The organism is Streptomyces sp. NBC_00829 (assembly GCF_045161795.1).
Classification (GTDB): Bacteria; Actinomycetota; Actinomycetes; order Streptomycetales; family Streptomycetaceae; genus Streptomyces.
Genome location: NZ_CP108867.1, coordinates 4,975,266 through 4,987,483 on the forward strand (window position 1 = coordinate 4,975,266; position 12,218 = coordinate 4,987,483).

Below are 12,218 nucleotides of genomic sequence, written 5' to 3' on the forward strand. Positions count from 1 at the left end.
CACCCTTCACAGGGCCCTCAAACCATGGATCTGGCCGGAACCCAGCCATGGGTGGGCTGGGGTCCGCTCCGGCGATCGGTGTAGATTCGTGACCAGAGTCAGACGTCGCTGCTGATGGCGGTCGGGCGGTTCCCTCCCGGAACCGGCCGAGGGAGAGAGGGCCTCCGACGGACTGCACTGCGAGCGCCCGGGCATTCCTGTGTCCGCCGCCGCAGAGCCAGCCGTACCCACCCTCGACCCACACCACGAGGAGCAGCTCGTATGTCGACTGTCGCCACTGGCCAGGACTTCAAGGTCGCCGACCTTTCCCTCGCCACCTTCGGCCGCAAGGAGATCACTCTCGCCGAGCATGAGATGCCCGGCCTGATGTCGATCCGTAAGGAGTACGCCGCCGCCCAGCCGCTGGCGGGTGCGCGGATCACCGGTTCGCTGCACATGACGGTGCAGACCGCCGTGCTGATCGAGACCCTGGTCGCGCTCGGCGCCGAGGTCCGCTGGGCCTCCTGCAACATCTTCTCCACCCAGGACCACGCCGCTGCCGCCGTCGCGGTCGGCCCCGAAGGCACGCCGGACGACCCCCAGGGCATCCCGGTCTTCGCCTGGAAGGGCGAGACGCTGGAGGAGTACTGGTGGTGCACGGAGCAGGCGCTGACCTGGCCGAACACCCCCACCGGCGGCCCGAACATGATCCTGGACGACGGCGGTGACGCCACCCTTCTCCTCCACAAGGGCGTCGAGTTCGAGAAGGCCGGCTCGGCCCCGGACCCGTCCACCGCGGACAGCGAGGAGTACGGGCACATCCTGACCCTGCTCAACCGCACCCTCGGCGAGAGCCCGCAGAAGTGGACCCAGCTCTCGTCCGAGATCCGTGGTGTCACGGAGGAGACGACGACGGGTGTGCACCGTCTGTACGAGATGCACCGTGACGGCACCCTCCTTTTCCCGGCGATCAACGTGAATGACGCGGTCACCAAGTCGAAGTTCGACAACAAGTACGGCTGCCGTCATTCGCTGATCGACGGCATCAACCGGGCGACGGACACCCTGATCGGTGGCAAGACCGTGGTGGTGTGCGGTTACGGCGATGTGGGCAAGGGGTGCGCGGAGTCGCTGCGTGGCCAGGGCGCGCGGGTGATCATCACCGAGATCGACCCGATCTGCGCGCTGCAGGCGGCGATGGACGGCTACCAGGTCACCACCCTCGACGAGGTTGTCGACAAGGCCGACATCTTCGTCACGACCACCGGCAACAAGGACATCATCATGGCCGGTGACATGGCCAGGATGAAGCACCAGGCCATCGTCGGGAACATCGGCCACTTCGACAACGAGATCGACATGGCCGGTCTGGCGCAGCTGCCGGGCATCGTCAAGGACGAGGTCAAGCCGCAGGTGCACACCTGGACGTTCCCCGACGGCAAGGTGCTGATCGTGCTGTCGGAGGGCCGTCTGCTGAACCTGGGCAACGCGACCGGCCATCCCTCGTTCGTGATGTCGAACAGCTTCGCGGACCAGACGCTGGCCCAGATCGAGCTGTTCACCAAGCCCGAGGAGTACCCGACCGATGTGTACGTGCTGCCCAAGCACCTCGACGAGAAGGTCGCCCGGCTCCACCTCGACGCGCTCGGCGTGAAGCTGACGACCCTGCGCCCGGAGCAGGCCGCCTACATCGGCGTCGAGGTCGACGGCCCCTACAAGTCCGACCACTACCGCTACTGATCGGCTGCCGAGCCACCCTCGCCGGCTTATCAGCAGCTTCTCAGCAACAGGTACCAGCGGTACCAGGCAGGCCCCCGCACCCCCGTGTCGGGGGCCTGCCCCTTACCGTCCCCTGAACGGCTCCGGCTCCACGGCAAGAGCCTCACCGCCCAAGGACACCTACGCCCCATGCCCCGCGGCCGCTATTCGCTCCACGACGTGCACGATCACTCCCCCCTCGGCGAAGAACACTTCCAGTGCGCCCCCGGCCCCTCCGGCTGGCGTTACGTCTCGCAGATCACCGCCCCCTCCGGTGATCACGCCGGCTCCGTCGACCTCGCACTCGACGAACTCGGCCGCCCCATCCGTCTTGAACTCCACGCAGGCGGCTGGCAGGTACGCGGCGCCGCTCTGGACGGCGTCACCTGGGTCCGTACCGACCCCGCTGGCGCTCACGCCACCGAAGGCAATGTCCGCGCCCACGCCTTCACCGGCATGTCCCCGGCCTTCCTTGTCGCCACCGCACGTCTCCTTCGCCTCACCCCCGATTCCCCTGCAACGCGGGTCCGCCTCGTCGCCTTCACGGATCCCGTGCTGGCTCCCCGCACCATCGATCAGTCCTGGGCCCTGATGAAGAGTGAAGCGCATGCCACTGACAGTGGCCCCCTGACCGTGGACGAATACCAGGTCAACGCCCTGGACACGGGCGAGCAGCACACCGTGCACATCGCCGGCGACGTGGTCCTCGCGGCCCCCGGCATCGAACTCGAGAACCTCGAGAGCCCGCCGTCGGTCTTCCCCTGACGACCTGCGTGTCTGCCGGCTCGTCGGCACTCGGCGGCGCCGACCTGCGCCCCGACCCGGGCGGCCACCCGCGGCCCACGACCCGCGGTCCACGAGCGCGACGCGGCCGGCGTGGGCCTATGCGGGCGGAGCGAATCCCGTCGCCGTCGGAATCTCGGCCGCTGCTCCTGCTCCTGCCCCTGCCCCTGATTCGGTCCGTGCCGCGGGCCCGGATTCGGGTTCGGCGGCTGCTGTCCCCGCAGGCGAAGGAGTCGCGACACGAGCGCCCAGTGGCTCACCGCCCCCAGTCGCCCGCGCGGTGGCTCGGTCCCCGGCCTCAGCGCCGCCGGGGACGGGAGCGCCCCAGGGACCGACAGCCCCAGGAACCGCCGGGACCGCCATCCCCTGCCGGCCGTCGGCCCCGCCTCGCGACCCGAAGGCCCGCCGTGCGTCCCGGGCCTGCCGCTCGTTCACCACAGCCGCCAGATAGGCGGCCGGCGGTACCCCCTCCGGCGCCGGAGTCCCCGTGCACCCCGCCAGATCACCGGCCAGCCGGATGGCCATCGACCAGTTCACCGCAGGGTCCAGCTGCCTCATCCGCGTCAGGTACTGACGTATCGCGAGCCACAGGTCATCCGGCACCCCGGACAGATCCAGTTCGGCGAACCGCCCCACGAGCCACGACGGCGGAGGCGGCACCGCCATCCCCCGCGCAGCAGGCACTCTCTCCCGCACCACCAGCGTCCCCGCGAACACATCCCCGATCCGCCGCCCCCGCGCCGACACCAGCGAAGCGATACACGCGACGACCCCGAACGTCACCAGGATCTCCACCACGCCCATCGCTCCGCGTACCAGCGCATGCCGGAACCTGATCGGCCCGCCGTCGTCGCGCACCACCCGCAGCCCGCACGCGAGCTTTCCCAGCGAGCGCCCATGGCTGAGGGTCTCCACGGCTATCGGCGCCCCGACCAGGACCAGCAGAAATGTCGCGATCGACACGGCCATGACCGCCGCCTCGTCAAGCGACGCGGTCGCCAGCGTCAGCCCGATCGACACCATGAGATAGACGGCGAACACGACCACGAGATCGATCACCACCGCGAGCGCACGGCTCGGCAACTTCGCCGGCCTCAGACCGAGTACGACCGCATCCCCCGTCACAAGCGCACTCACTGTTGCCCGCCCTTCGCCTTCGGTCTTCCCTGCCCCTTGATTCCTCAGTCTGCCAAGCTGACCCGCAGCGCGCCGCAGTAGTACGAACGTACGCACCCAGTGCCTGGAGCAGCAGCCGACCATGGACCTCGATGTCTTCGTGACCGCCCACCGCGCCGAGTGGGACCGCCTGGACCATCTCCTGCACCGGGGACGGAGTCTCACCGGCGCGGAAGCCGACGAACTCGTCGCCCTCTACCAGCGCACGGCCACCCACCTCTCCCTGATCCAGTCGAGCGCCCCGGACCCGATGCTCACGGGCCGACTCACCCAGCTCGTGGCTCGTGCCCGTTCCACCGTGACGGGGACGCGTCGCGCCACCTGGCGCGACGCGGTCCGCTTCCTTACGGCCGGCTTCCCGGCGGCCGTCTACCGGTCCCGTCACTGGTGGATACCGACAGCCGTCCTCTCCACCGTCCTCGCCGCGATCATCGGCTGGTGGATCGCTGCCCACCCAGAGGTCCAGTCGGCGATCGGGGCCCCGGACGAACTCCGTCGGCTGACGCGGCCCGGTGGCGAGTACGAGACGTACTACTCCAGCCATCCCGCGGCCTCCTTCGCCGCCCAGGTCTGGACGAACAACGCACAGGCCGCCGCCATGTGCCTGACCCTTGGCGCGTTCCTGTGCCTCCCGGTGATCTGGATTCTCTTCCTCAATGTGCTGAACCTGGGTGTCGGCATCGGACTGATGTCGTCGGCAGGCCGCCTCGACACCTTCCTCGGACTCGTTCTCCCGCACGGCCTGCTGGAACTGACCGCCGTATTCGTCGCCGCCGGCACGGGCCTGCGCCTCGGCTGGACGGTCATCGACCCAGGCCCACAGTCCCGACGCACAGCCCTCGCCCAACAGGGGCGCGCGGCCATCGGCATGGCGATCGGCCTTGCCCTCGTCCTGTTTGTCTCCGGAGTGATCGAAGGCTTCGTCACCCCCTCGGGCCTGCCGACCTGGGCGCGCATCGCTATCGGTATCGCCGCTGAGCTGGCCTTTCTGGTGTACGTATACGTCCTGGGCGGCCGAGCGGCCCGAGCGGGCGACACGGGCGACCTAGGAGCCGATGACCGGAGTGCCGAACTCCCAGCCGCTGCCTGATGTGCAACCACCTGTTCTGACCTGCTAGTCTCCTCTCCGCCCACAAAACCCGTTGACACGGGACGAGTGGGGAGGTAGATTCAAACGGTTGCCTCGAACTGGACAAGTCCGGGTGCAACCGTTAGCGTCTCTCTAGCTCTCAACGGAAATTGAATTTCCGCAGAGCCTCCGATTTGAAATCCGGATCACGAAGGTCGATTAGGTCGGCCGAAATGTTTCTGATAAAGTCGGGCCAGTCGAAAGACGAAAGGCCTTCCAACGGCCACTGGATTCGAATTCCTCACCGGAAACGGAACGGAAACAGAGTCTGGTAGGGTTGGAAACGCAAGACCGAAGGGAAGCGCCCGGAGGAAAGCCCGAGAGGGTGAGTACGAAGGAAGCGTCCGTTCCTTGAGAACTCAACAGCGTGCCAAAAGTCAACGCCAGATATGTTGATACCCCGTCTCTGCTTCGGCAGGGCGTGGTTCCTTTGAAAGTCCTATTCTTGGCCCTTTGGGCGGGTAGGCAATTGACACAGCGAGGACGCTGTGAACAGTCGGTCTTATTCCGACCGGCTGTTCCGCTCTTGTGGTGTTCATCCCGATTACGGGAAAACATTCATGGAGAGTTTGATCCTGGCTCAGGACGAACGCTGGCGGCGTGCTTAACACATGCAAGTCGAACGATGAAGCCCTTCGGGGTGGATTAGTGGCGAACGGGTGAGTAACACGTGGGCAATCTGCCCTTCACTCTGGGACAAGCCCTGGAAACGGGGTCTAATACCGGATACCACTCTTCCTCGCATGGGGAGGGGTTGAAAGCTCCGGCGGTGAAGGATGAGCCCGCGGCCTATCAGCTTGTTGGTGGGGTGATGGCCTACCAAGGCGACGACGGGTAGCCGGCCTGAGAGGGCGACCGGCCACACTGGGACTGAGACACGGCCCAGACTCCTACGGGAGGCAGCAGTGGGGAATATTGCACAATGGGCGAAAGCCTGATGCAGCGACGCCGCGTGAGGGATGACGGCCTTCGGGTTGTAAACCTCTTTCAGCAGGGAAGAAGCGAAAGTGACGGTACCTGCAGAAGAAGCGCCGGCTAACTACGTGCCAGCAGCCGCGGTAATACGTAGGGCGCAAGCGTTGTCCGGAATTATTGGGCGTAAAGAGCTCGTAGGCGGCTTGTCACGTCGGATGTGAAAGCCCGGGGCTTAACCCCGGGTCTGCATTCGATACGGGCTAGCTAGAGTGTGGTAGGGGAGATCGGAATTCCTGGTGTAGCGGTGAAATGCGCAGATATCAGGAGGAACACCGGTGGCGAAGGCGGATCTCTGGGCCATTACTGACGCTGAGGAGCGAAAGCGTGGGGAGCGAACAGGATTAGATACCCTGGTAGTCCACGCCGTAAACGTTGGGAACTAGGTGTTGGCGACATTCCACGTCGTCGGTGCCGCAGCTAACGCATTAAGTTCCCCGCCTGGGGAGTACGGCCGCAAGGCTAAAACTCAAAGGAATTGACGGGGGCCCGCACAAGCAGCGGAGCATGTGGCTTAATTCGACGCAACGCGAAGAACCTTACCAAGGCTTGACATATACCGGAAAGCATCAGAGATGGTGCCCCCCTTGTGGTCGGTATACAGGTGGTGCATGGCTGTCGTCAGCTCGTGTCGTGAGATGTTGGGTTAAGTCCCGCAACGAGCGCAACCCTTGTTCTGTGTTGCCAGCATGCCCTTCGGGGTGATGGGGACTCACAGGAGACTGCCGGGGTCAACTCGGAGGAAGGTGGGGACGACGTCAAGTCATCATGCCCCTTATGTCTTGGGCTGCACACGTGCTACAATGGCCGGTACAAAGAGCTGCGATGCCGTGAGGCGGAGCGAATCTCAAAAAGCCGGTCTCAGTTCGGATTGGGGTCTGCAACTCGACCCCATGAAGTCGGAGTTGCTAGTAATCGCAGATCAGCATTGCTGCGGTGAATACGTTCCCGGGCCTTGTACACACCGCCCGTCACGTCACGAAAGTCGGTAACACCCGAAGCCGGTGGCCCAACCCCTTGTGGGAGGGAGCTGTCGAAGGTGGGACTGGCGATTGGGACGAAGTCGTAACAAGGTAGCCGTACCGGAAGGTGCGGCTGGATCACCTCCTTTCTAAGGAGCATCTAGGCCCTGTCAAAGGGGTCCAGAGCCATAACGCAGGCGAATGTTCTGCGGTGGTTAGCTCATGGGTGGAACGTTGACTATTCGGCACGGTTGGTTGGGATCACTAGTACTGCTTCGGCGTGGAACGTGTGTCTTCGACTGGTCGTGCCGGGCGCGCTGTTGGGTGTCTGAGGGTGCGGACGTGGAAAGTCTGCGCCTTCGGGATGCCGGTCCCAGTGAACTCGCCTGATGGGGTGGGGTGATGGGTGACTGGTCGTTGTTTGAGAACTGCACAGTGGACGCGAGCATCTGTGGCCAAGTTTTTAAGGGCGCACGGTGGATGCCTTGGCACCAGGAACCGATGAAGGACGTGGGAGGCCACGATAGTCCCCGGGGAGCCGTCAACCAGGCTTTGATCCGGGGGTTTCCGAATGGGGAAACCCGGCAGTCGTCATGGGCTGTCACCCGCTGCTGAACACATAGGCAGTGTGGAGGGAACGAGGGGAAGTGAAACATCTCAGTACCCTCAGGAAGAGAAAACAACCGTGATTCCGGGAGTAGTGGCGAGCGAAACCGGATGAGGCCAAACCGTATGCGTGTGATACCCGGCAGGGGTTGCGCATGCGGGGTTGTGGGATCTCTTTTTCACGGTCTGCCGGCTGTGAGACGAGTCAGAAACCGTTGATGTAGGCGAAGGACATGCGAAAGGTCCGGCGTAGAGGGTAAGACCCCCGTAGCTGAAACATCAACGGCTCGTTTAAGAGACACCCAAGTAGCACGGGGCCCGAGAAATCCCGTGTGAATCTGGCGGGACCACCCGTTAAGCCTAAATATTCCCTGGTGACCGATAGCGGATAGTACCGTGAGGGAATGGTGAAAAGTACCGCGGGAGCGGAGTGAAATAGTACCTGAAACCGTGTGCCTACAAGCCGTGGGAGCGTCGGACATCAAGCTTGCTTGGTGTCTCGTGACTGCGTGCCTTTTGAAGAATGAGCCTGCGAGTTTGCGGTGTGTTGCGAGGTTAACCCGTGTGGGGAAGCCGTAGCGAAAGCGAGTCCGAATAGGGCGATTCAGTAGCGCGCTCAAGACCCGAAGCGGAGTGATCTAGCCATGGGCAGGTTGAAGCGGAGGTAAGACTTCGTGGAGGACCGAACCCACCAGGGTTGAAAACCTGGGGGATGACCTGTGGTTAGGGGTGAAAGGCCAATCAAACTCCGTGATAGCTGGTTCTCCCCGAAATGCATTTAGGTGCAGCGTCGTGTGTTTCTTGCCGGAGGTAGAGCACTGGATAGGCGATGGGCCCTACCGGGTTACTGACCTTAGCCAAACTCCGAATGCCGGTAAGTGAGAGCGCGGCAGTGAGACTGTGGGGGATAAGCTCCATGGTCGAGAGGGAAACAGCCCAGAGCATCGACTAAGGCCCCTAAGCGTACGCTAAGTGGGAAAGGATGTGGAGTCGCAGAGACAACCAGGAGGTTGGCTTAGAAGCAGCCACCCTTGAAAGAGTGCGTAATAGCTCACTGGTCAAGTGATTCCGCGCCGACAATGTAGCGGGGCTCAAGCGTACCGCCGAAGTCGTGTCATTCACGCATATATCCCCAACGGGAGTGTGGATGGGTAGGGGAGCGTCGTGTGCCGGGTGAAGCCGCGCCGGAAGGCAGTGGTGGACGGTTCACGAGTGAGAATGCAGGCATGAGTAGCGATACACACGTGAGAAACGTGTGCGCCGATTGACTAAGGGTTCCTGGGTCAAGCTGATCTGCCCAGGGTAAGTCGGGACCTAAGGCGAGGCCGACAGGCGTAGTCGATGGACAACCGGTTGATATTCCGGTACCCGCTTTGAAACGCCCAGTATCGAGCCCATTAATGCTAAGGCCGTGAAGCCGCCCTGATCTCTTCGGAGTTGAGGGGAGTGGTGGAGCCGCCGGCCCAAGGTGGTAGTAGGTAAGCGATGGGGTGACGCAGGAAGGTAGTCCAGCCCGGGCGGTGGTTGTCCCGGGGTAAGGGTGTAGGCCGTGTGATAGGCAAATCCGTCACACATGGGGCTGAGACCTGATGCCGAGCCGATTGTGGTGAAGTGGATGATCCTATGCTGTCGAGAAAAGCCTCTAGCGAGTTTCATGGCGGCCCGTACCCTAAACCGACTCAGGTGGTCAGGTAGAGAATACCGAGGCGTTCGGGTGAACTATGGTTAAGGAACTCGGCAAAATGCCCCCGTAACTTCGGGAGAAGGGGGGCCATCACTGGTGAGAGCACTTGCTGCTTGAGCTGGGGGTGGCCGCAGAGACCAGCGAGAAGCGACTGTTTACTAAAAACACAGGTCCGTGCGAAGCCGTAAGGCGATGTATACGGACTGACGCCTGCCCGGTGCTGGAACGTTAAGGGGACCGGTTAGTCACATTTCGGTGTGGCGAAGCTGAGAACTTAAGCGCCAGTAAACGGCGGTGGTAACTATAACCATCCTAAGGTAGCGAAATTCCTTGTCGGGTAAGTTCCGACCTGCACGAATGGCGTAACGACTTCTCGACTGTCTCAACCATAGGCCCGGTGAAATTGCACTACGAGTAAAGATGCTCGTTTCGCGCAGCAGGACGGAAAGACCCCGGGACCTTTACTACAGTTTGATATTGGTGTTCGGTTCGGCTTGTGTAGGATAGGTGGGAGACTGTGAAGCGGCCACGCCAGTGGTTGTGGAGTCGTCGTTGAAATACCACTCTGGTCGTGCTGGATGTCTAACCTGGGTCCGTGATCCGGATCAGGGACAGTGTCTGATGGGTAGTTTAACTGGGGCGGTTGCCTCCCAAAGGGTAACGGAGGCGCCCAAAGGTTCCCTCAGCCTGGTTGGCAATCAGGTGTTGAGTGTAAGTGCACAAGGGAGCTTGACTGTGAGACCGACGGGTCGAGCAGGGACGAAAGTCGGGACTAGTGATCCGGCGGTGGCTTGTGGAAGCGCCGTCGCTCAACGGATAAAAGGTACCCCGGGGATAACAGGCTGATCTTCCCCAAGAGTCCATATCGACGGGATGGTTTGGCACCTCGATGTCGGCTCGTCGCATCCTGGGGCTGGAGTCGGTCCCAAGGGTTGGGCTGTTCGCCCATTAAAGCGGTACGCGAGCTGGGTTTAGAACGTCGTGAGACAGTTCGGTCCCTATCCGCTGTGCGCGTAGGAGTCTTGAGAAGGGCTGTCCCTAGTACGAGAGGACCGGGACGGACGAACCTCTGGTGTGCCAGTTGTCCTGCCAAGGGCATGGCTGGTTGGCTACGTTCGGAAAGGATAACCGCTGAAAGCATCTAAGCGGGAAGCCTGCTTCGAGATGAGGACTCCCACCCCCTTTGAGGGGTTAAGGCTCCCAGTAGACGACTGGGTTGATAGGCCAGATGTGGAAGCCCCGCAAGGGGTGGAGCTGACTGGTACTAATAGGCCGAGGGCTTGTCCTCAGTTGCTCGCGTCCACTGTGTTGGTTCTGAAACAACGAACTGTCGAGTCCCCATGGCCGGGACTCCGGTGAACAGTTTCATAGTGTTTCGGTGGTCATTGCGTTAGGGAAACGCCCGGTTACATTCCGAACCCGGAAGCTAAGCCTTTCAGCGCCGATGGTACTGCAGGGGGGACCCTGTGGGAGAGTAGGACGCCGCCGAACAATCATTGTGGGAAAGCCCCGCACCTTCTGGTGCGGGGCTTTTCTGCGTTCAGGACCGGCCGGCACGAAACCACGTTGCCGCCCGCGGCGACGGCCGGTCACGGTCGGGCTCTGTTCTTCTGCGCGCGGACAATCTGGCGGTCTCCGGCAACGCTCGTGGTCGGTGGCCTGTCCACGTCAGGGATGTCGGGCCGCTGGAGAGGCGCCTTTTGGCCACTGCTTTTGAGCTGCAACGCTCACAGCGGGGTTTCATGATCTGCCCCCGCCCCTGGTGAGTGAGCGGCAGGCGGGGGAGGCACATCGCCACCAGAAGGAAGCGGGCTGGTACCTCTCCGGGGTACGGCTCCCTGAACCTTTCAGAGTCGGCCGGCAGCCTTGAGCGCGAGGTATGCGTCTGCTAGGGCAGGCGCAAGATCGTCAGGAGCGGCATCGACGACGGTGACGCCGTGGCGTTGAAGCTGCTCTGCGGCTCGGCGGCGTTGAGCCTGGGACTGGGTGGCGGCTGCGGCGTCGTACACGGCATCGATGCCGCCTCGCGACGAGGACATCTGCTGGATGTGCGGGTCGGCCACCGAGGCCACGAGCACGGTGTGCCGTTGGGTGAGCTGAGGGAGGACGGGGAGCAGTCCTTCCTCGATGGGGGCTGCGTCGAGGCTGGTGAGCAGCACGATCAGGGATCGGCGCGGGGCGCTGTTCAGCGCGGTCGCGCTGAGGCCGCGGGCGTCCGTTTCGACGAGCTCGGGTTCCAGCAGGGCGAACGCGTTGACCAGGGCAGGAAGGAGATCGCCGGCTGAGCGCCCCTGAACCTGGGCACGTATGCGGCGGTCGTAGGCGAGGAGGTCCACGCGGTCCCCCGCGCGTGAGGCCAGCGCGCTGAGGAGCAGTGCTGCGTCCATGGCTGCGTCGAGGCGCGGTACGTCTCCGACTCGGCCGGCGGAGGTGCGTCCGGTGTCGAGGACGACGAGGATGTGGCGGTCGCGTTCGGGGCGCCAGGTACGTACGGCGACCGTGGTCCGGCGCGCGGTCGCGCGCCAGTCGATGGAGCGGGTGTCGTCGCCGGGGACGTAGTCGCGGAGGCTGTCGAACTCGGTTCCCTGGCCGCGGATCAGGACGCTGGTGCGGCCGTCGAGCTCGCGCAGTCGGGCCAGCCTGGACGGCAGGTGCTTGCGGCTGGTGAAGGGCGGCAGTACACGGACCGTCCAGGGGACTCTGTGGTTCCCCTGGCGGGCGGCGAGGCCCAGCGGTCCGTACGAGCGGATGGTGACCTGTTCCGCGTGGCGGTCGCCCCGGCGGGTGGGGCGCAGGACTGTGGTGAGGCGCCGGCGTTCCCCCGCGGGCGCGGTCAACTTGTGGCGGGAGGCGGCCTGCTCGGTGCCGGTGATCCAGCTGCTCGGGGGCCAGGCGTCACGGAGGTGGGCGCGCAGGCGTCGCCTGGAGGGATTGGTGACGGCGAGCTGGACCTCGGCACGGTCACCGAGTCGAACTGATGTATCACCGCTTCGAGTGAATCGGAGCGTTCGCACTGGCGCGGCGAGGGCGTAGTCGCACAAGATTGCAAGGGAGAGAGGCGCGTTCACAGCGAGCATTCCGGCCCAGCTGGGGGCCAGGATGCCTACGAAGAGAGAGCCGAGAGCGGCGAGAAGCGCGGCGCGTCCGGTGAGGGCCATGGGGAGGCGCC

The 12,218-nt window shown here is 63.7% G+C and carries 5 protein-coding genes and 3 rRNA genes; 6 read left to right on the forward strand and 2 right to left on the reverse strand.

Annotated elements, in window-relative coordinates; genetic code table 11:
* Positions 1-261: 261 nt before the first annotated feature.
* Both ahcY and OG293_RS21920 read left to right on the forward strand, forming a co-directional pair.
* Positions 262-1,719, forward strand: coding sequence for an adenosylhomocysteinase (gene ahcY, locus OG293_RS21915; RefSeq protein ID WP_406000481.1), 1,458 nt, complete (start codon positions 262-264; stop codon positions 1,717-1,719).
* Between the two features lie 168 nt (positions 1,720-1,887).
* Positions 1,888-2,502: a hypothetical protein gene (locus OG293_RS21920; RefSeq protein WP_406000482.1), complete on the forward strand. Its 615-nt coding sequence runs from the start codon at positions 1,888-1,890 to the stop codon at positions 2,500-2,502.
* Between the two features lie 117 nt (positions 2,503-2,619).
* Here OG293_RS21920 and OG293_RS21925 read toward each other — a convergent pair whose 3' ends face one another.
* Entirely contained in the window at positions 2,620-3,657 is a 1,038-nt protein-coding gene (locus OG293_RS21925) for an RDD family protein (RefSeq protein ID WP_406000483.1), read from the reverse strand.
* A gap of 121 nt (positions 3,658-3,778) precedes the next feature.
* Here OG293_RS21925 and OG293_RS21930 point away from each other — a divergent pair, with 121 nt between their 5' ends.
* From OG293_RS21930 to rrf, 4 genes are all read left to right on the forward strand, one after another.
* Entirely contained in the window at positions 3,779-4,786 is a 1,008-nt protein-coding gene (locus tag OG293_RS21930) for a stage II sporulation protein M (RefSeq protein WP_406000484.1), read from the forward strand.
* A 596-nt stretch (positions 4,787-5,382) separates the two neighbouring features.
* Positions 5,383-6,908: ribosomal RNA gene (locus OG293_RS21935) — 16S ribosomal RNA — on the forward strand.
* A 304-nt stretch (positions 6,909-7,212) separates the two neighbouring features.
* A 23S ribosomal RNA gene (locus OG293_RS21940) occupies positions 7,213-10,337 on the forward strand.
* Positions 10,338-10,423: 86 nt separating this feature from the next.
* Positions 10,424-10,540: ribosomal RNA gene (gene rrf, locus OG293_RS21945) — 5S ribosomal RNA — on the forward strand.
* The 16S, 23S and 5S rRNA genes sit together here, the layout of an rRNA operon.
* A gap of 356 nt (positions 10,541-10,896) precedes the next feature.
* Here the strand turns inward: rrf and OG293_RS21950 are convergent.
* Positions 10,897-12,207, reverse strand: a complete 1,311-nt coding sequence (locus OG293_RS21950) for a DUF58 domain-containing protein (RefSeq protein ID WP_406000485.1) — start codon at positions 12,205-12,207, stop codon at positions 10,897-10,899.
* Positions 12,208-12,218: the final 11 nt, after the last annotated feature.